Here is an 18113-nt window from a genome sequence, read left to right on the forward strand (position 1 = left end):
CGCATGCCCGAAAAGTCCCAGAACGTTCAGGACGTGTTCCTGAACCACGTGCGCAAGAGCAAGACGCCGGTGACGGTGTTCCTGGTGAACGGGGTGAAGCTGCAGGGCATCATCACCTGGTTCGACAACTTCTCCGTGCTGCTGCGCCGGGATGGCCACACCCAGCTGGTGTACAAGCACGCCATCAGCACGGTGATGCCCGGCGCGCCCATCATGCTGTTCGACCCGCAGGCGGCGGGCGCCGCCGCCGGGCAGGGGGCCGCCGCCGGCGAGCCGCGCCCGGTGCGCGAGAGCACGCTGACCATGAACCGGGAGCCCGCCCCTGCCCGGGACGAGTGAGGACACCCAGGCGCAGCCCATGCGCTGCGCCGTGGTGCTGCCCTATGAGCGCAGCCAGCGCGGCAACGTGCTGGAATTCGCCCCGCGCGAGGCCATGCCCCGCGCCGCCGAGGCGCGGCTGGCCGAGGCAGTGGGCCTCGCCGCCTCCATCGGCGTCACCATCGTTCACGAGGCGATCCACCCGCTGCGCCAGCGCCGCCCCTCCACCCTGCTGGGCGAGGGGCAGGTGGCGATGGTCAAGGCCGCCATCGAGGAGCAGCAGGCCGGGCTGGTGGTGGTGGACGCGGCGCTGACCCCGGTGCAGCAGCGCAACCTGGAGCGCGCATGGGGCGTGAAGGTCATCGACCGCACCGGCTTGATCCTGGAGATCTTCGGCGAGCGCGCGCGCACGCGCGAGGGCACGCTGCAGGTGGAACTCGCGCACCTGGAATACCAGCGCACCCGCCTCGTGCGTTCCTGGACGCACCTGGAGCGGCAGCGCGGCGGCTTCGGCTTCCTGGGCGGGCCGGGCGAATCCCAGATCGAGATTGACCGCCGGCTGATCGGCGAGCGCATCGTCAAGCTGAAGCGCGAGCTGGAGCAGGTGCGCCGCACCCGCGGACTGCACCGCAAGGCGCGCGAGCGCGTGCCCTACCCGGTGATCGCTCTGGTGGGCTACACCAATGCCGGCAAGTCCACGCTGTTCAATGCGCTGACCGGCGCCGGCGTCTACGCCCGCGACCAGCTCTTCGCCACGCTGGACCCGACGATGCGCGAGATCGCGCTGCCCTCCGGCCGGCAGGCGATTTTGAGCGACACGGTGGGCTTCATTTCCGAGCTGCCGACGCAGCTGATCGAGGCCTTCCGCGCGACGCTGGAGGAGGTGGCGAGCGCCGACATCATCCTGCACGTGCGCGACGCCGCCCACCCGGACAGCGCGGCGCAGAAGCAGGATGTGGTGACGGTGCTGGACGGGCTGGCCGAAGGCCCGAACGCCGCGCTGGACCCCGGCTGGCGCGGCCGCACCATCGAGGTGCTGAACAAGGCCGACCTGTTCGGCGGGCCGGAGGCCGTGGCCGCGCGCGCGGAGGGCGCCATCGCCATCTCGGCGCTGACCGGCGAGGGGATGGAGACGCTGCTGGCCGCGCTCGATGAGCGCCTGGCCGCCGGCATGGTGGAGCGCGACTACCTGCTGGGCCCCGAGGATGGCGCGCGCCTCGCCTGGCTGTACCGCCACGGCGAGGTGGTGGCGCGCACCGATGGCGAGGACGGCATCCGCCTGACCGCCCGGCTGTCCCCGGCGGATCACGCGCGCTTCGCGCAGCTGCCGCGGTGAGGATCACGGCCGGGCAGGCGGCCCAGGTCGCCGCCCTGCTGCGCGAGGCGGCGCGGCTGGAAGTCCTGCCGCGCTTCCGCCGCCTCGCCGCCGGGGAGGTCCGCACCAAGTCCAGCGCCTTCGACCTCGTCACCGAGGCCGACGAGGCCGCGGAGCGCCGGCTGACCGCCGGGCTGCGCGCGATCTTTCCCCAAGCGGCGATCCTGGGCGAGGAAGCCGCCGCTTCCGACCCGGCGGCGCTGCGGCTCCTGGACCGCGAAGGGCTGGCCTTCGTGCTGGACCCGGTGGACGGCACCGCGAACTTCGCCGCCGGGGCGCCGATGTTCGGGGTGATGGCCGCGGCGGTGTGGAATGGCGAGACGATCGGCGCCTGGATCCACGACCCGATGGGCGACGACACCGCGATCGCGCTGCGCGGCGAGGGGGCATGGATCGAGGCGCCCTCCGGCCACCGCGCCGATTGCCGGGTGGCGGCACCGGCGGAGGTCGGCGCCATGCTGGGCGCCGTGTCCTGGGGCTACATGGAAGCCGGGCGCAAGGCGCGGGTGTTGCCGGCTTTGGCGCGGCTGGGCGGCACGCTGAACTTCCGCTGCGCCGCGCATGAATACCGGCTGGCGGCCACGGGCGGGCTGCACCTCCTGGCCTACAACCGCCTGATGCCCTGGGACCACGCGGCGGGCGTGCTGCTGCATGCCGAGGCCGGTGGGTTCAGCGCGCAATTCGACCGCCGCGCCTATTCGCCGCGCGTGCACCAGGGCGGGCTGCTCTGCGCGCCCGACCGCGCTTGCTGGGACGCCGCGATAGACGCGCTTCAGCTGAGCTGAACGGCGAGGTCCACGAAGTCCGTCGCCACCCAGTCCCAGGGGTCTTCCGCCGTCAGGTCCACCGTCTGGCCCGGGCCGTGCTCGGTGGGGCGGGGGATGAAGGCGGTGCGCAGCCCGGCGGCGCGGGCGGCGCGCAGGTCGCCATTGTGGGCGGCGACCAGGCAGACCTCGTCGGGGCGCATCGCCAGCAATTCCGCGGTGCGGAGATAGGCTTCGGGCTGCGGCTTGTAGGCGCGCACCGGCTCGGCGCCCAGGATGGCGTCCCAGGGGATGCGGGCGCGCTTGGCCATGTTGGCCAGCAGCGCGATGTTGCCGTTGGACAGCGGCGCCAGGAAGAAGCGGCGCTTCAGCCGGTGCAGGCCAAGCAGCACGTCCGGCCAGGGGTCCAGCCGGTGCCAGGCGAGGTTCAGCTCATCGAGGTCGGCGGAAGCGATGCCGGTGATGCCGTGGTCGGCCAGCATCGCCTCCAGGTTCTCCCGGTGCAGCACGTCCAGCCGGGTGAAGGGGCGGCGGCCGGTGCGGCATTCCTCCATGGCCGGCTGGTAGCGGCGGCGCCAGGCATCGGCCAGCGCGAAGGGGTCGAGGTCGTCGCGGCCGATGGCGGAGAGGAACGGCGCAAGCTCGCGCGCGACGCCGGAGCGCCAGTCCACCACCGTGCCGAAGACGTCGAAGACGAGCGCCCTCATTCGCGCGCCCACTTCTTCTCGAACGCCCACACCTCGGGGAAGCCCATCAGCTCGCAGATGCGGGCGAAGCCGTAGGATTCGGCGGGCGGCATGCCGCTGTCGCGCAGGGTGGCGTAGGCATCCTCCAGCGCCTTCGCCACGGCCAGGAAGCCGACGGCGGGGTAGATGGCGATGGCGTAGCCCAGCTCCTTCAGGCGCGCCACCGGCAGGACGGGGGTGCGGCCGCCCTCCACCATGTTGGCCAGCAGCGGCTTGTCGATGGCCTTGCAGATGGCGGCCATCTCCGCCTCGCTTTCCGGGCTCTCGACGAAGACGATGTCGGCCCCGGCCTCGCCGTAGATGCGGCCGCGGCGGATGGCTTCCTCCAGCCCCAGGCTGGTGCGGGCATCGGTTCGGGCGACGATGAGGAAGTTGGGGTCGCGGCGCGCCTCGACCGCCACCTGGATCTTCAGCGCCATCTCCTCGGCGGGGATGACGCGGCGGCCGGGGGTGTGGCCGCATTTCTTCGGCACCTCCTGGTCCTCCAGCTGGATGCCGGTGATGCCCGCGGCCTCGTAGCCCATGACGGTGTGGCGCACGTTCAGCAGGCCGCCGTAACCTGTGTCGGCATCGGCGATGACGGGCGTCTTCGCCATGCGCGCGAAGGCGCCGGCGCGGCCCACCATGTCGCTGTAGGTGGCGATGCCGGCATCGGCCACGCCGAGATGCGAGGCCACGGTGCCGAAGCCGGTGACGTAGAGGCAGGGGAAGCCCATGCCATCCGCCACCTTGGTCGAGATCATGTCGAAGATGCCGGGGGCGACGACGAAGTCGCGCCGGTCGAAGCGGGCCTTGAGGGAGGCGTCAGCCATGATGGCTCCTTATTGCGGGGTGAGGTGGCCGGCGGCGCGCGCCGCGGCCCAGATGCGGTCCTCGCGCGCCATCGCCGCGCGGGTGGCGGCGGGGTCGCGCAGGTCGGGCTCGATGCCCATGGCGGCGAGGCGCGACTGGAAGGCGGGCTCGGCATAGGCGGCGGCGATGGCGCCGTGCAGCCGCTGCGCCACGGCGTCGGGCAGGGCGGCGGGGCCCAGCAGGGCTACCCAGCCGGCCAGGTCGAACTCGGCCACGCCTTGCTCCTGCACCGTGGGCACGTCGGGGAAGAAGGGGGTGCGGGTGGCGGTGCTCACGGCGATGATGCGCGCGCGGCCGGTGGCCATGTGCGGGGTGGCGCTGGCGGTGCTGGTCCAGCCCAGCGGCAGGTGGCCGGCCACCACGTCGGTCATCAACTGCGAGCCGGCGCGGTAGGCGACATCCGGCAGCTCCACCCCCAGGCGGCGGGCGAATTCCTGGCCGATGAAGGAGGACAGCGCCTCCGTGCTGCCGGTGGACAGCGCGCGCGGGTTGGCGCGGGCATGGGCTGCCAGGCCGCGCACATCGGTGAAGGGCAGCGCGCTGGAGGCGGCCAGCACCATGGTGTTGCGCGCCAGCATCGCCACCGGGGAAAAATCGCGCAGCGGGTCGAAGGGCATCTGCGCCATCACGTGCTTGTTCATCACGTGGGTGGAGACGACGGCGCACAGCGTGGTGCCGTCGGGCTCGGCGCGGGCCACGGCCTCGCTGCCCACGACGCCGGCGCCACCGGCGCGGTTCTCCACCACGATGGGCTGCGCGCCCATGGCGGGGCGCAGCGCCTCGGCCAGCGCGCGGGCCAGGATGTCGGTGCCGCCGCCGGCCGCGTAGGGCACGATGATGCGGATGGGCCGCTGCGCCTGCGCGCGCGCGAGGCCGGGCAGCAGGATGGGCGTGGCGAGCAGGGCGCGGCGTCGCATGGGTTCGTTCCTCCTTCGCGCCATCCTTGCGCCCTGCGGCGGTGCTGCCAAGCTGGGGCCATGCGGGTTCAGGTGCTCGGCCTCGGATATGTCGGCCTGCCGGCGGCGGCGCTGCTGGCCGAGGCCGGCCACGCCGTGCGCGGGGTGGAGGCGGATGCGTCGCGCCGCGCGGCCATCGCCGAGGGCCGCTTCTTCGCCGATGACGAGGGGCTGCGCGCCATCCTGCGCCGCGTGCCGCTGGAGCTGGCTGCCGAGCCCGGCCCGGCGGAGGTCCACGTCATCGCCGTGCCGACGCCGCTGCGCGAGGACCGCACGCCCGAGCTGCGCTTCGTCCAAGCGGCGGCGGAGTCGCTGCTGGCTGTGCTGTCGCCGGGCGACCTGGTGCTGCTGGAAAGCACCGTGCCGGTGGGCGCCACCGCCGCCCTGGCCGCCGCGCTGCCCGGCGCCGAGGTGGCCCATGCGCCGGAGCGCGTGCTGCCCGGCAACATCCTGGCGGAGCTGCGCCGCAACCCGCGCATCGTCGGCGGCGTCACGCCGCGCGCCGCCGCCCGCGCCCGCGCCTTCTACGAATCCTTCGTCGAGGGGGAGGTGACGGAGACCGACGCCGCCAGCGCCGAGATGGCCAAGCTGGTGGAGAACAGCTTCCGCGACGTGAACATCGGCTTCGCCAACGAGGTGGCGCTGCTGGCTGCGCGGCACGGGCTGGATGCGCACCACGTCATCGGCCTCGCCAACCGGCACCCGCGCGTGTCGGTGCTGCGGCCCGGGCCGGGGGTGGGCGGGCATTGCATCGCGCTGGACCCGTGGTTCCTGGCGCATGGCGCCGGCGACGCCGCGCGCCTGATCCCCGCCGCGCGCGCGGTGGACGCGGCGACGCGCGCGCATTGGCTGGAGGCGGCCTCGGCGCTGTGCGCCGCCGGGATGGGCGTGTCCTGCCTGGGCCTGGCCTACAAGGCCGACGTGGCCGACCTGCGGGAAAGCCCGGCGCTGTGGATCGCCGGCGAACTCACGCGCCGCCACCCCGGCCAGGTGCGCTGCGTGGAGCCGATGCTGGAGCGCTTGCCGGATGGCCTCCTCGCGTCCACGCTCGACGCCGCGCTGGCGGGGGCCGACGCGCTGCTGCTGCTGGTGGACCACGCGCCCTTCCGCGCCGTGCCGCCGGAGGCGCGGCGCGGCAAGGTGGTGCTGGACCCCCGCGGCGCCTGGAGGGACGCATGAACGCCGAAAGCCACGCCGCCATCACCGCCTGCGTGCAGCTCTACCTGGACGGTCTGCATGAGGGCGACGCGGAGAAGATCGCCGCCGCCTTCCACCCCTGCGCCCACCTGTATTCCGTGGCCGAGGACGGCGGCGTGACCGACGTGCCGCGCGCGGAGTGGCTGGAGCGCGTGCGCAACCGCCCCTCGCCCGCGGCCAGCGGGATGGCGCGGCACGACCGCATCCTGGCGGTGGACCAGAACGGGCCGGATGCCGCCTGCGTGAAGCTGGAATGCGCCCTGCCGCCGCGCTTCTTCACCGACTACCTGCTGCTGCTGCGCGTGGCCGATGGCTGGCGCATCGTCGCCAAGTCCTTCCACACGGAGCTGCGGTGACGCGCGTCATCGTCGTCGGCGCCGGCATCGTCGGCCTCTGCGTCGCCTGGCATTTGGCACGCGGCGGCGCGGCGGTGACGGTGCTGGACCGCATCGCGCCCGGCGAGGGGACCAGCGCCGGCAATGCGGGCGCGATCTCGCAGGGGTCGGTCGCGCCGCTGGCGATGCCGGGGGTGCTGCGGCAGGTGCCGGGCATGCTGCTGGACCGCAAGGGCGCGCTGACGGTGCCGGCCCGCGCTTGGCCGGCGGCGCTGCCGTGGCTGTGGCGCTTCGTGCTGGCGGCCCGGCCGGTGGAGGTGGAGCGGATCGCCGCCGGCATGGCCCAGCTGCTGGACGGCGCCGAGCAGCGCCACCGCGACATCCTGCGCGCCGAGGGCGCGGAGGATCTGCTGCGCGACGAGGGGCAGTTGTACCTCTACCGCGACGCCGCGCAGCTGGCGAAGGACGACGCCGCCTGGGCGCTGCGCCGCCGCCATGGCCAGCGGGCCGAAGTGCTGGACCGCGCGGGCATCGAGGCGCTGGAAGGCGGGATCGCCCCCGCCTACCGGATCGGCGTGTTCCTGCCCGAGCAAGGGCACGTGGTGAACCCGCTGCGCCATGCCCGCGTCGTGGCGCGCGGGGTGGAGCGGATGGGCGGGACCATCCGCCGCGCCGAGGTGTCGGCGCTGCTGCGGGAGAACGGGCGGGTGACCGGCGTGCGCGCGGGCGGCGAGACGCTGCGCGCCGATGCCGTGGTGGTGGCGGCGGGCGCCTGGTCGGCACGGCTGCTGCGGCCCCTGGGGCTGCGCGTGCCCCTGGCGGCGCAGCGCGGCTATCACGTCATGATCCCCGAGCCGAGGGCGATGCCCCGGCGGCCGCTGGTGCCGGCGGACCGCAAGGCCTTCATCACGCCGATGGAGGAGGGCCTGCGGGTGGCCGGCACGGTGGAGATCGCCGATGCCGACGCCCCGCCCAGCCCGGAGCGTGCGGCCCTGCTGCTGGAGGACCTGCGCGGCGTGCTGCCCGCCGCGCGGCTGGACTCGGCCCGGCCCTTCTGGATGGGCCAGCGCCCCTGCCTGCCCGACACCCTGCCGGTGATGGGTGAGGCCAAGGCCGTGCCCGGGCTGTGGTGCTGCTTCGGGCATGGCCACCTGGGGCTGACGGCCTCGGCGCCCGCCGGCGCGCTGCTGGCGCGCGCCATGCTGGGGCCGCCGGCCAATGCCGGGCTGGAACCCTTCGCCGTGGAACGCTTCGGGTGAGGCCCACCGCGCGCGAGCTGGCGCGGCGCATCCTGGCGCTGGCCGCCCCCACCACGCTGCTGAGCGCCCTGCAGGTGGTGGCGCTGCTGGTGGAAACGTGGCTGGCCGCGCGCCAGGGCCGCTACGCCCTGGCCGGCTGGGCGGTGGTGCTGCCCTTCGCCCTGCTGCTGGGGCAGATGAGCGCGGGCGCCATGGGCGGCGGCGTGGTCAGCGCCATCGCCCGCGCGCTGGGCGCCGGCAAGCCGGAGGAAGCCGCGCGGCTGGCGCTGCACGCGCTGCTGATCGCGATGGGCTTCGCCACCGGCTTCGTGCTGCTGCTGGCGGTGTGGGGGCGGCCGGTGCTGACGGCCATCGGCGGCGCGGAAGCCGCGGCGGCCGGCGCGCCCTATGCGGCCTGGCTGTTCGGCGCCGGGGCGGTGCCGGCCTGGCTGGCGAACACGCTCGCCTCCATCCTGCGCGGCGGCGGCAAGCATGCGCTGGCGGCGCGGGTGCTGAATGGCTGCTGGATCGCCTATCCGCCGCTGGGCTGGCTGCTGGCCGAGCCGCTGGGCCTGGGCCTGCCGGGGCTGGGCATGGCCTTCGCCGCCTGCTTCTGGGTGGGCGCGCTGGCGATGGGCGTCGTGGTGGCCTCCGGCGCGGCGGGCTTCCGGCCGGAGCTGCGGGCGCCGCTGCAATGGGCGCTGTTCCGGCGTATCCTGGCCGTGGGCGCCGTGGCCTGCGCGCTGGCGGCGGTGGCGAACCTCGCCACCATCCTGGTGACGGCGCGGCTGGCCGCCCATGGCGCGGCGGCGGTGGCGGCCTATGGCGTCTCGGCGCGGCTGGAATTCATGATGATCCCGCTGGCCTTCGGCGTCGGCTCGGCGCTGACGGCGCTGGTGGGGCGCGCGGTGGGGCAGGGCGACTGGGAGACGGCGCGCCGCACCGCCTGGGTGGGCGGCGGCATGGCCTTCGCGGCATGCAGCGCGGTGGGGCTGCTGGTGGCGGCCTTCCCGCTGCCATTCGCGCGCGTCTTCGCTTCGGATGAGGAGGTGGCGCTGATCGCCGCCGGGGCGCTGCGGATCATCGGGCCGGCCTTCGGCGGCTTCGGGCTGGGGATGGCAATGTATTTCGCCGCCATGGGGGCCGGGCGCATGGGCTGGCCGGTGGCGGCCGGGCTGGCGCGGCTGGGCATCGCGGTGGGCGGCGGCTGGTGGCTGGCCGATGCGCTGGGCTGGGGGATGCCGGGGCAGTTCCTGGCGGTGGCGCTGGGCATCACCGCCTATGGGCTGCTGGCGGCCTCGGCGGTGCGGCCGGGGGTGTGGCGGTAGGTCAGGGGGCCGGCGGCTCGCCCTGGACGGGTTCGGCGCCCATGCCCTCCAGCATGGCGGTGATGGCGGCGGCGGCTTCGGACACCGCCGCGGCGTCGGTGCCCTTGGCGACCAGCGCCACGCCGCCGCCGTTGAAGCCCCCCGGCCCGTGGCTGCGGTAGAAGGGGTAGGAGCCGATATCCAGCGCCGGGAAGCGCGCCTGCACCGCTTCAAGGCCCGCGGCGATGTTGCCCTCGAAGACGCCCAGCGCGTGGACGGTGGCGGAGGTGACGGGCGTGCCGCGCGCGAGCGTCGGCGCCACCGCCTCGAACATCGCCTGCATGATGCGCGGCACGCCGGCCATGACGTGGACATTGCCCATGGTGAAGCCGGGCGCGGAGGTCATCGCCGTCTCGATCGGCGTGGCGCCCTCGGGCAGGGTGGCCATGCGCAGGCGGGCGGCGTTGAACTCCACCGGCGGGTCGCGGCGGGCGTAGTCGGCTGCCATCTTGGCGCGGCTCGGCTCGTGCACCACCCAGGGCACGCCGAAGGCGGCGGCGACGCATTCGCTGGTGATGTCGTCATGCGTCGGCCCGATGCCGCCGGTGGTGAAGACGTAGGTGAAGTTCGCCCGCACCTCGTTCAGCGTGGCGATGATGGTCTCGCGCACATCCGGGATCACGCGGGCCTCGCGCAGGGGGATGCCCAGCTCGCCGAGGCGCTGGGCCAGGAATTGCAGGTTGGCGTCCCTGGTGCGCCCCGAGAGCACCTCGTTGCCGATGATGAGCAGGCAGGCGGTGGGGTTCATCGGCTTGTCCTCACAGGAAGTCGCGCAGCAGGGGAATCAGCGGGATGTCGGCCGGCGGCATCGGGTAGTCGCCCAGGCGCTCCGGCGCCACCCAGGCCAGTTCCTGGCCTTCGCGGGGCGTCGGGCGCCCCTCCCACTTGCGGCAGGCGAACAGCGGCATCAGCAGGTGGAAGCGCTCATAGGCGTGGGAGGCGAAGACCAGCGGCGCCAGGCAGGAATGCCAGGTGCCGATGCCCAGCTCCTCGCGCAGCTCGCGGATCAGCGCGGCCTCGGGCGTCTCGCCCTCGTGCAGCTTGCCGCCGGGGAACTCCCACAGGCCAGCCATCGGCTTGCCGGGCGGGCGGCGGGCCAGCAGCACCCGGCCCTCCACGTCCACCAGGGCGCAGGCCACCACCAGAAGCAGCGGCTTGGCGGCCGGGGCGGGGGCGGCGGCGCGCTCGTAGTAGGTGACGGGCATGGCGCGGTTGCGCGACAGGAAGGGCTCCTGCCCTTGGCCGTGCTCGCGGAAGCCCAGCGCCTCCAGCACGCGGCGCGAGGCGGCGTTGTCCGTCAGCGCCGAGGCGCGGAAGGCGGCGTGGCCGTGCGCGCGCGCCGCCCAGTCCAGCAGGGCGCCCGCGGCCTCGCGCGCGATTCCCTGGCCCCAGAAACGGCGGCCGACCCAGTAGCCCAGTTCCGGCGCCGCGCCTGCCTTGCGCGTCAGCCCGACGCAGCCGACCAGCGCGCCGTCCAGCGTGATGGCCAGGTGCCAGGCGTCCCCGGCCTCGTGCTGGCGGTGGGTGGCGGCGATCCACTCCTCGGCCAGTTCCTCGCGATAGGGAAAGGGGACGCGGGCCAGGTTGCCGGCCACCGAGTAGTCGTTCACCAGCCGCGTCATCGCCGCGGCGTCCGCCCGCCGCAGCGGGCGCAGCTCCAGCCGCTCCGTGCGGATCGGCAGCTCAGCTGCGGTAGCTGCCATTGATGTCCACGTAGCCATGCGTCAGGTCGCAGGTCCAGACCGTGGCCTTGCCGCGTCCCAGGCCGATGTCCACCGCGATCTCGACCTCTCGCCCCTTCATGTGGGCGACGACGGGGGCCTCGTCATAGCCTTCCACCGCCCCGCCCTTCTCGGCGATGCGCACCCCGCCCATGGAGACGGAAAGGAGGTCGCGGTCCGCCGGCTCGCCCGCCTTGCCCACCGCCATGACGACGCGGCCCCAGTTGGCGTCCTCGCCGGCCACCGCGGTCTTGACCAGGGGCGAGTTGGCGATGCTCATGGCGATGCGCCTGGCCGAGCGCGCGGAGGCGGCGCCCGTCACCTGCACGGTGATGAGCTTCTGCGCCCCCTCGCCGTCGCGCGCCACCATCAGGGCGAGGTCGTGCAGCACCTCCTCCAGCGCGCGGCGGAAGTCGCGCAGCAGGGCGGCGGCGCCCTCGGCGGGGATGCGGGGGTGCTTCGCCTGCCCGGTGGCGAACAGCAGCACGGTGTCGGAGGTGGAGGTGTCGCTGTCCACCGTGACGCAGTTGAAGCTGCGGTCGCACCCGGCCTTCAGCATGGATTGCAGGACGGGGGCGGGGATCTTCGCGTCGGTGGCGAGGAAGGAGAGCATGGTCGCCATGTCGGGCGCGATCATGCCGCTGCCCTTGGCGATGCCGCAGATCGTCACCTCCGCCTCGCCTATGCGCGCGGTGCGCGTGGCGGCCTTTGGGAAGGTGTCGGTGGTCATGATGGCGCGCGCGGCGGCTTCCCAGGCATCCGTTGCCAGCCCCTCGACGGCGCGGGGCAGGGCGGCCAGCAGGGTGTCGGTCGGCAGGCGCTCGCCGATGGTGCCGGTGGAGGCCAGGAAGACCTCCTTCGGCCGGCAGCCCAGCAGGGCGGCGGTGTCCCGGGCGGTGCGCTCGCAGGTCTCGCGCCCCGCCCTGCCGGTGAAGACGTTGGAGTTGCCGGCGTTCACCACCAGGGCGCGGGCCTTGCCGGCGGGCAGCGCGGCGCGGCACCAGTCCACCGGGGCGCCGGGGCACTTGTTGCGGGTGAACACGCCCGCCACCGCCGTGCCGGGGGCGAAGCGGAACACCGTCATGTCCTCGCGCCCCTTGTAGCGGATGCCGGCCGCCACCGAGGCGATCTCGACCCCCGCCACCGCCGGCATCGCCGGCAGGGGCAGCGCGAGGGGGGAGGGGGGGTGGGCCATCAGGCCACCGCCTTGCCCAGGGCCGCCATCAGCGTCTCCACCGCCTTGCGCGTCGGCTCGTCGGTGATGGCGCCGGCGTCGTCGAAGCGCCCGCCCGCCCCCTGCACGAACACGCCCGGCGGCGGCAGCACCTGCCCGCCCAGCAGGTAGAGCACCTGCCGCAGGTGGGATTGCGCGTTCACCGTGCCGCCCGGCCCCGGCGTGGCGCCCATCAGCGCCACCGGCTTGCCGGCGAAGGGCTGGGTGCCGTCCGGCTTGCGGGACAGCCAGTCGATGGCGTTCTTCAGCCCGCCCGGGATCGACCAGTTGTATTCCGGCGTGGCGAAGAGGAAGCCCTGCGCGGCCATGGCCTGCGCGCGCAGCGCCGCCACCGGGGCGGGCATGCCCTGCGCCTCCAGGTCCTCGTCGTAGACGGGCAGGTCGCGCCAGTCGGCGATCTCGGCCTCGACGCCCGCGGGCAGCATGGCGATGCCGGCCCGCAGCAGCCGGCGGTTGAGGGAGGCGGCGCGCAGCGAGCCGCAGAGGGCGAGGATCCTGGGCATGGGGTCGTCTATCTCCGTTGCGGGGCGGGGGGGTCGGCCTGGATCCCGGCGGGGGCGGGCGCCGGGGCCTCCAGCAGCTCCACGCGGGCCTGGCCGCGCAGGCGGGCGACGACCGCCTGCACCTCCTCCTCGATCATGGACTGGCGCAGGGCCTCCTTGCTCTCCTCGAAGCCGGGGCCCTGGCCGGTGCGCTTTTCCTCGACGCGGATGACGTGCCAGCCGAACTGGGTGCGCACCGGGTTGGGGGTCATCTGCCCGGGCTGCAGCGCGAAGGCGGCGGTGGCGAAGTCCGGCACCATGTCGCCGCGGCGGAAGAAGCCCAGGTCGCCGCCATTGGTGCGCCCGGCGGGGTCGGTGGAGCGGCGGCGCGCCACCTCGTCGAAGGCGGCGCCGCGCTGGATCTCCTGGATGACGGCGCGGGCCTCGGCCTCCTCGCGCAGCAGGATGTGGCGGGCGCGCACCTCCTCCTCGGCCGGGCGGGCGGCGCGGTCGCGCTCGAAGCGGGCGCGCAGGGCGTCGTCGGTCAGGCGCGGCAGCACCTCCTGCCGCAGCAGGGCGTCGCGCAGCTCGTTCTCCTCGAAGGCGGCGACGCGGCGGCGCAGCTCGGCGTCGCGCTCCAGCCCGGCGCGGCGGGCGGCGGCCAGCATCACGCGGTCGGTCACGGCGCGGTCCACCAGCTGGGCGAAGACCTGCGGCGGCAGCATGGCGCGCAGGGTGGCGGGGGGCACCTGGCGCAGCTCGGCCGGCAGGGCCTCGGCGGCGGCGGCCATCACCTCGTCCAGCCGGATCTCCTGCCCGTCCACGCGGGCGAGCACCGGGTTGGGGTCGGCGACCGCGGCGGGCGGGGGAACCGGCACGGCCGCCGGGGCCGCGGCGGCCGGCGGGACGGGCGGGCGCTGCCCCTGGGCGAGGGCCGGCAGGGCGGTGGCGGCCAGCAGCAGGGCGGCCAGGGGGAGTCGCGTCATGGGGCGGGCATATCCGGGGCTTCGGGCCGGGACAATGGCAGCCGCCGGGCCGGCTGGGAACCCGGCGCCGCCAGCCTGGGGTGGCTGCCCGCGCCCCGGGCCGCGTTGACCGGCGGGCCCCCAGCGCCTACCTGTCCCGCTGGCCCTGGCGCCCCCGTTTCGCGGCGCCCCGGAGAGATTCCCCGCCCCATGTTCGCCCGCCTCGCCCGCGCCATCTTCGGCTCCTCCAACGACCGCGCCCTGAAGCGCTTCGAGAGGCGCGTGCCCGCCATCGCGGCGTGGGAGGCGAAGCTGCAGCCCCTGTCGGACGAGGAGTTGCGCGGCAAGACCGCCGGGTTCCGCGCCCGGCTGGCGGCGGGCGAGACGCTGGACGACCTGCTGGAGGAGGCCTTCGCCACGGTGCGCGAGGCGGCGCGCCGCGTCATCGGCCTGCGCCACTTCGACGTGCAGATGATCGGCGGCATGGTGCTGCACGACGGCAAGATCGCCGAGATGAAGACCGGCGAGGGCAAGACCCTGGTCGCCACGCTGCCGGTGTACCTGAACGCGCTGCCCGCGAAGGGCGTGCACGTGGTGACGGTGAACGACTACCTGGCCAGGCGCGACAGCGAGTGGATGGGCCAGGTCTACGGCTTCCTGGGGCTGACCACCGGCGTCATCGTCCACGGGCTGACGGACGAGGAGCGGCGCGCTGCCTACGCCTGCGACATCACCTACGGCACCAACAACGAGTTCGGCTTCGACTACCTGCGCGACAACATGAAGTACCGGCTGGAGGAGATGGTCCAGCGCCCCTTCGCCTACGCCATCGTGGACGAGGTGGACTCCATCCTGGTGGACGAGGCGCGCACGCCGCTCATCATCTCCGGCCCCACCGACGACACCTCCGACCTGTACCGCCGCGTGGACGCGGTGATGGCGGAGTTCGTGAAGGACGAGGCGCGCTTCGAGAAGGACGAGAAGCAGCGGACCGTGGCGATGACCGAGCAGGGCGGCGAGGACATCGAGCGCCTGCTGCGCGAGTTCGGCGTGCTGGAGGAGGGCGACCTCTACGACCCGCAGAACGTGTCCATCGTCCACCACGTGAACCAGAGCCTGCGCGCCCACGTGCTGTTCCGCCGCGACGTGGAGTACGTGGTGCGCGACGACAAGATCGTCATCATCGACGAGTTCACCGGCCGCATGATGGAAGGCCGCCGCTACTCCGACGGGCTGCACCAGGCGCTGGAGGCGAAGGAGGACGTGACCGTCCAGCCGGAGAACCAGACCCTCGCCTCCATCACCTTCCAGAACTACTTCCGCCTGTACCCCAAGCTGTCCGGCATGACCGGCACCGCGGCCACCGAGGCCGACGAGTTCGCCGAGATCTACAAGCTGGAGGTGATGGAGATCCCGACCAACGTGCCGGTGGCGCGCGTGGACGAGGATGACGAGGTGTACCGCACCGCCGAGGAGAAGTACGAGGCGGTCAGCAAGCTGGTGGAGGAGTGCCGCGGCCGCGGCCAGCCCTGCCTGGTGGGCACCACCTCCATCGAGAAGAGCGAGGTGATCTCCGCGTTGCTGAAGGCCAAGGGCATCCCGCACGCCGTGCTGAACGCGCGCTACCACGAGCAGGAGGCCAGCATCGTGGCCCAGGCCGGGCGGCCGGGCGCGGTGACCATCGCCACCAACATGGCCGGGCGCGGGACCGACATCAAGCTGGGCGGCAACGCCGAGATGCTGGCCCGCGCCGAGGCCGGCGACGGCCCGGACTACGAGGCGGTGCTGGCGCGCCACAAGGCCGAGGTCGCCCGGGCGCAGGAGGCGGTGAAGGCCGCCGGCGGCCTGTTCGTCATCGGCACAGAGCGCCACGAGAGCCGCCGCATCGACAACCAGCTGCGCGGCCGCTCCGGCCGCCAGGGCGACCCGGGCAACAGCCGCTTCTTCCTGAGCCTGGAGGACGACCTGATGCGCATCTTCGGCAGCGACCGCATGGGCGGGATGCTGCAGAAGCTGGGGCTGAAGGAAGGCGAGGCCATCGTCCACCCCTGGATCAACAAGGCGCTGGAGAAGGCGCAGAAGAAGGTGGAGGCGCGCAACTTCGACACGCGCAAGAACCTGCTGAAGTACGACGACGTGATGAACGACCAGCGGCGCGAGGTGTACAGCCAGCGCCGCCTGTTCATGGAAGCCGCCGACCTGTCGGAGACGGTGGAGGATTTCCGCCGCGAGACCATCGAGGAGATGGTCGGCCGCGCCATCCCGGAGAACGCCTACCCCGAGCAGTGGGACCTGCCGGGGCTGGAGAAGCGGGTGCGAGAGGAGCTGGGCCTGGACCTGCCGGTGGAAGCCTGGGGCCGCGAGGAGGGCATCGACGACGGCGTGATCCGCGAGCGCATCTCGGAGGCTGCCGACCGCGTGGCCGCCGCCAAGGCCGCCAACCTGGGCCCGGACTTCATGCGCATGGTGGAGAAGTCCATCCTGCTGCAGATCTTCGACCAGGTGTGGAAGGAGCACCTGCTGCAGCTGGACCACCTGCGCCAGGGCATCGGCCTGCGCGCCTATGGCCAGCGCGACCCGCTGAACGAGTACAAGCGCGAGGCCTTCGCGCTGTTCAACACCATGCTGGCCGAGCTGCGCGAGCGCACCACCGGCCTGCTGCTGCGCCTGGAGTTCAACCCGGGCCAGCCCCTGCCGGAGCCAGAGCCGGTGCGCGTGACCGACATGCGCCACGAGGCGCCCGAGGCGGCCTTCGAGCCGGCGCCGATGGGCTACGGCGCCGCGGTGGCGGTGGAGCCCCGCGCCGCGCAGGGCGTGGACCCCGAGGACCCGGCGACCTGGGCCGCCACGCCGCGCAACGCGCCCTGCCCGTGCGGGTCGGGCAAGAAGTACAAGCACTGCCACGGCCGGGCCTGACGGCCCGGGCGCCTCACAGGCGCGGCGCCAGCGCGACCCCTGCGCGGCGCAGCGCCAGCGCCAGCGCGATGATGTCGGGCATGGCGCGGTAGGCGGCCAGCGGCGGCGCCAGCCGCGCCAGCAGCGCCAGCGCCACCGAGCGCCGGCCGCCCTGCGCCGCGGCCACCGCCAGCAGGAAATCCGACTCCACGGGGCGCATGCGCGGGCACAGCGGCGGCGCCAGCCCCGGCAGGCCCAGGCGGCGCAGCGCGCCATCCAGCGGCAGGGCCGCGCCCTCGGCGCCGGCAGCGGCGAGGACGAGCGCGGCCTGCGGCATCGGTCCGGCCGGGCCGGGATGCGCCCAGCCACGGGCGGCGTCCAGCAGCAGGGACTCGCCAGGAGGCAGCGAGGCGGCGTCGGCGAGAAGGAGCGGCCAGACGGGAAGGCCTTGGGTGGCCATGGGCAGGAACTCCATGCAGAAAGCGCCACCATGATGCAAATGCGAGTAACTCGCAACATCGGCGGTTGTTCTTGCAATGTTCGGCACGGCCCCGCATGATGGGCGGCTGATGACGCCCCTGATGTCGCCTGCCCTGGACCGCGCTGCCCTGGCTGCCGCTCTGGCGGCCAGCCCGGCCGGGCCGGCTGCCGGATCCGTGTCCGGGTTCCGCGCCGCGGCGCTGCACGTGCTGGCCGGGGACGGGGCCGGGCTGGCCGCCACCCTGGCCGGCCTGGCCGGCGGACGTCTCGCCTGGGTGTGGGACGGCGCGGCGCCGCTGCCGCCCTGGTCGCGGCTGGGGGTGGCGCCCGCGCGGGTGCTGGTGGTGCGCACCTGGAGTGCGGAGGAGGCGGTGGGGGCCGCCGAGGCCGCGTTGGGCGCGCCGGGTTTCGGCGGCGTGGTGCTGGCCGCTGCGCCGGAGGAAGCCGCGCTGCGCCGCCTGCGGCTGGCGGCGGAGGCGGGCGGCGCCATGGCCTTGCTGCTGTGCCCTGACGCCCCGCCGCCCTGCTGGCGCGTGCGGGAGGTGTCCGCCGCGCGCCTCGCCGACCCGCGATGGGAGGTGGCGCACGGCCGCGGCGCACCGCGCGTGCTGGCCTGGCGCGCCGCCCAGGGCGCGCTGGAGGAGGAAGGGCAGGGGTGGCGGGAGGCCGGGTAGGGGCGGTTTGTCCGCAAGCTGTGCCTTGCTTCGCGCGCCACGCCGGCTTATCTAGGGGGTTCGCCGCGGCGCAGCATGGCTTGCGCCGCGCCCCCGTGCTCCGAGGTTCCCCATGGCCCGCGTCACCGTCGAGGACTGCATCCTCCAGATCCCCAACCGCTTCGAGCTGGTGCTGAAGGCGGCGCAGCGCGCCCGCAACATCTCCCGCGGGGAAAGCCTGACGCTGGAGCGCGACAACGACAAGAACCCGGTCGTCGCCCTGCGCGAGATCGCCGAGACGACCATCGACCTCGGCGCGCTGGAGGAGGACCTGGTGAAATCCCTGACCCGCGCGCCGGAGCCGGAGCCGGTGGAGGACGAGGTGATGGACCTCATCTCCACCAACGAGAACATCTTCGGCGTCATGGACGTGAACGAGGAACTGCCCGCCGACATGCAGGTGGACGAGTTCAACCCCGACGACCTGGAAGCGTCGCTGGCCGCGGAGCTGGGCGGCGGCGGCCAGGAGTAAGGG

General features: G+C 74.1%; 19 protein-coding genes. 10 read left to right on the forward strand and 9 right to left on the reverse strand.

Translation table 11 applies throughout. The annotated features are described in order from the left end of the window. The first annotated feature begins 3 nt into the window (after positions 1-3). From hfq to ACI6QG_RS03900, 3 genes are read left to right on the forward strand one after another with little or no spacing between them, the layout of a single operon-like run. A complete protein-coding gene (gene hfq, locus ACI6QG_RS03890) occupies positions 4-339 on the forward strand; it encodes an RNA chaperone Hfq (RefSeq protein WP_407023252.1) in 336 nt (111 codons plus the stop codon). A gap of 19 nt (positions 340-358) precedes the next feature. After that, positions 359-1654, forward strand: a complete 1296-nt coding sequence (hflX, locus tag ACI6QG_RS03895; RefSeq protein WP_407023253.1) for a GTPase HflX — start codon at positions 359-361, stop codon at positions 1652-1654. Then, positions 1651-2478, forward strand: coding sequence for an inositol monophosphatase family protein (locus ACI6QG_RS03900; RefSeq protein WP_407023254.1), 828 nt, complete (start codon positions 1651-1653; stop codon positions 2476-2478). Before hflX ends, ACI6QG_RS03900 begins: the two co-directional genes overlap by 4 nt. Here ACI6QG_RS03900 and ACI6QG_RS03905 read toward each other — a convergent pair. The 3 genes from ACI6QG_RS03905 to ACI6QG_RS03915 are packed head-to-tail and all read right to left on the reverse strand — an operon-like array spanning position 2466 to position 4972. Next, positions 2466-3164, reverse strand: coding sequence for a haloacid dehalogenase type II (locus tag ACI6QG_RS03905; RefSeq protein WP_407023255.1), 699 nt, complete (start codon positions 3162-3164; stop codon positions 2466-2468). The two genes, ACI6QG_RS03900 and ACI6QG_RS03905, sit on opposite strands and share 13 nt — an antisense overlap. Then, on the reverse strand, positions 3161-4015 hold the full coding sequence (locus ACI6QG_RS03910) for an isocitrate lyase/PEP mutase family protein (RefSeq protein WP_407023256.1): 855 nt from the start codon (positions 4013-4015) through the stop codon (positions 3161-3163). The genes ACI6QG_RS03905 and ACI6QG_RS03910 overlap by 4 nt, the downstream gene beginning before the upstream one ends. A gap of 9 nt (positions 4016-4024) precedes the next feature. Then, entirely contained in the window at positions 4025-4972 is a 948-nt protein-coding gene (locus ACI6QG_RS03915; RefSeq protein ID WP_407023257.1) for a Bug family tripartite tricarboxylate transporter substrate binding protein, read from the reverse strand. A gap of 72 nt (positions 4973-5044) precedes the next feature. Between ACI6QG_RS03915 and ACI6QG_RS03920 the strand changes: the two genes are divergently transcribed. Genes ACI6QG_RS03920 through ACI6QG_RS03935 form a run of 4 tightly spaced genes read left to right on the forward strand, consistent with a single transcriptional unit; the run spans position 5045 to position 9109 of the window. Further along, positions 5045-6190 (forward strand): nucleotide sugar dehydrogenase, encoded by a 1146-nt coding sequence (locus tag ACI6QG_RS03920; RefSeq protein WP_407023258.1) that lies wholly within the window; start codon positions 5045-5047, stop codon positions 6188-6190. Next, positions 6187-6564: a nuclear transport factor 2 family protein gene (locus ACI6QG_RS03925; protein ID WP_407023259.1), complete on the forward strand. Its 378-nt coding sequence runs from the start codon at positions 6187-6189 to the stop codon at positions 6562-6564. The genes ACI6QG_RS03920 and ACI6QG_RS03925 overlap by 4 nt, the downstream gene beginning before the upstream one ends. Beyond that, positions 6561-7802, forward strand: coding sequence for an NAD(P)/FAD-dependent oxidoreductase (locus ACI6QG_RS03930; protein WP_407023260.1), 1242 nt, complete (start codon positions 6561-6563; stop codon positions 7800-7802). Before ACI6QG_RS03925 ends, ACI6QG_RS03930 begins: the two co-directional genes overlap by 4 nt. Next, positions 7799-9109, forward strand: a complete 1311-nt coding sequence (locus ACI6QG_RS03935) for an MATE family efflux transporter (RefSeq protein WP_407023261.1) — start codon at positions 7799-7801, stop codon at positions 9107-9109. Before ACI6QG_RS03930 ends, ACI6QG_RS03935 begins: the two co-directional genes overlap by 4 nt. Position 9110: 1 nt before the next feature. Here ACI6QG_RS03935 and ACI6QG_RS03940 read toward each other — a convergent pair whose 3' ends face one another. Genes ACI6QG_RS03940 through ACI6QG_RS03960 form a run of 5 tightly spaced genes read right to left on the reverse strand, consistent with a single transcriptional unit; the run spans position 9111 to position 13571 of the window. Then, complete coding sequence (locus tag ACI6QG_RS03940) at positions 9111-9896, reverse strand: competence/damage-inducible protein A (protein WP_407023262.1); 786 nt, start codon at positions 9894-9896, stop codon at positions 9111-9113. Between the two features lie 10 nt (positions 9897-9906). Further along, entirely contained in the window at positions 9907-10851 is a 945-nt protein-coding gene (locus ACI6QG_RS03945; RefSeq protein ID WP_407023263.1) for a bifunctional GNAT family N-acetyltransferase/(deoxy)nucleoside triphosphate pyrophosphohydrolase, read from the reverse strand. Beyond that, positions 10832-12064 carry a bifunctional glutamate N-acetyltransferase/amino-acid acetyltransferase ArgJ gene (gene argJ, locus ACI6QG_RS03950; RefSeq protein ID WP_407023264.1) on the reverse strand — a complete coding sequence of 411 codons (1233 nt, stop codon included), beginning with the start codon at positions 12062-12064 and terminating at the stop codon, positions 10832-10834. The genes ACI6QG_RS03945 and argJ overlap by 20 nt, the downstream gene beginning before the upstream one ends. After that, positions 12064-12606: an NADPH-dependent FMN reductase gene (locus ACI6QG_RS03955; RefSeq protein ID WP_407023265.1), complete on the reverse strand. Its 543-nt coding sequence runs from the start codon at positions 12604-12606 to the stop codon at positions 12064-12066. Before ACI6QG_RS03955 ends, argJ begins: the two co-directional genes overlap by 1 nt. An 8-nt stretch (positions 12607-12614) precedes the next feature. Continuing rightward, on the reverse strand, positions 12615-13571 hold the full coding sequence (locus ACI6QG_RS03960) for a peptidylprolyl isomerase (RefSeq protein WP_407023266.1): 957 nt from the start codon (positions 13569-13571) through the stop codon (positions 12615-12617). Positions 13572-13760: 189 nt separating this feature from the next. On the opposite strand from ACI6QG_RS03960, the gene secA reads away from it, so the two are divergent. Further along, positions 13761-16466 (forward strand): preprotein translocase subunit SecA, encoded by a 2706-nt coding sequence (secA, locus tag ACI6QG_RS03965; protein ID WP_407023267.1) that lies wholly within the window; start codon positions 13761-13763, stop codon positions 16464-16466. Between the two features lie 13 nt (positions 16467-16479). Here the strand turns inward: secA and ACI6QG_RS03970 are convergent, their stop codons facing one another. After that, positions 16480-16905 (reverse strand): hypothetical protein, encoded by a 426-nt coding sequence (locus tag ACI6QG_RS03970; RefSeq protein ID WP_407023268.1) that lies wholly within the window; start codon positions 16903-16905, stop codon positions 16480-16482. Positions 16906-17014: 109 nt separating this feature from the next. Between ACI6QG_RS03970 and ACI6QG_RS03975 the strand changes: the two genes are divergently transcribed. Beyond that, complete coding sequence (locus ACI6QG_RS03975) at positions 17015-17599, forward strand: hypothetical protein (RefSeq protein ID WP_407023269.1); 585 nt, start codon at positions 17015-17017, stop codon at positions 17597-17599. Positions 17600-17711: 112 nt separating this feature from the next. Then, a complete protein-coding gene (rpoZ, locus tag ACI6QG_RS03980) occupies positions 17712-18110 on the forward strand; it encodes a DNA-directed RNA polymerase subunit omega (RefSeq protein WP_407023270.1) in 399 nt (132 codons plus the stop codon). The last annotated feature ends 3 nt before the right edge of the window (positions 18111-18113 follow it).

The organism is Sabulicella flocculans, assembly GCF_045449635.1.
GTDB lineage: Bacteria > Pseudomonadota > Alphaproteobacteria > Acetobacterales > Acetobacteraceae > Roseococcus.

Bases quoted from the DNA above. Each gene is read 5' to 3' on its own strand.
- hfq (WP_407023252.1), top strand. From the start codon at position 4: ATGCCCGAAAAGTCCCAGAACGTTCAGGACGTGTTCCTGAACCACGTG.
- hflX (WP_407023253.1), top strand. From the start codon at position 359: ATGCGCTGCGCCGTGGTGCTGCCCTATGAGCGCAGCCAGCGCGGCAAC.
- ACI6QG_RS03905 (WP_407023255.1), bottom strand. From the start codon at position 3,164: ATGAGGGCGCTCGTCTTCGACGTCTTCGGCACGGTGGTGGACTGGCGC.
- ACI6QG_RS03910 (WP_407023256.1), bottom strand. From the start codon at position 4,015: ATGGCTGACGCCTCCCTCAAGGCCCGCTTCGACCGGCGCGACTTCGTC.
- ACI6QG_RS03915 (WP_407023257.1), bottom strand. From the start codon at position 4,972: ATGCGACGCCGCGCCCTGCTCGCCACGCCCATCCTGCTGCCCGGCCTC.
- ACI6QG_RS03925 (WP_407023259.1), top strand. From the start codon at position 6,187: ATGAACGCCGAAAGCCACGCCGCCATCACCGCCTGCGTGCAGCTCTAC.
- ACI6QG_RS03940 (WP_407023262.1), bottom strand. From the start codon at position 9,896: ATGAACCCCACCGCCTGCCTGCTCATCATCGGCAACGAGGTGCTCTCG.
- ACI6QG_RS03945 (WP_407023263.1), bottom strand. From the start codon at position 10,851: ATGGCAGCTACCGCAGCTGAGCTGCCGATCCGCACGGAGCGGCTGGAG.
- argJ (WP_407023264.1), bottom strand. From the start codon at position 12,064: ATGGCCCACCCCCCCTCCCCCCTCGCGCTGCCCCTGCCGGCGATGCCG.
- ACI6QG_RS03955 (WP_407023265.1), bottom strand. From the start codon at position 12,606: ATGCCCAGGATCCTCGCCCTCTGCGGCTCGCTGCGCGCCGCCTCCCTC.
- ACI6QG_RS03960 (WP_407023266.1), bottom strand. From the start codon at position 13,571: ATGACGCGACTCCCCCTGGCCGCCCTGCTGCTGGCCGCCACCGCCCTG.
- secA (WP_407023267.1), top strand. From the start codon at position 13,761: ATGTTCGCCCGCCTCGCCCGCGCCATCTTCGGCTCCTCCAACGACCGC.
- ACI6QG_RS03970 (WP_407023268.1), bottom strand. From the start codon at position 16,905: ATGGCCACCCAAGGCCTTCCCGTCTGGCCGCTCCTTCTCGCCGACGCC.
- ACI6QG_RS03975 (WP_407023269.1), top strand. From the start codon at position 17,015: ATGACGCCCCTGATGTCGCCTGCCCTGGACCGCGCTGCCCTGGCTGCC.
- rpoZ (WP_407023270.1), top strand. From the start codon at position 17,712: ATGGCCCGCGTCACCGTCGAGGACTGCATCCTCCAGATCCCCAACCGC.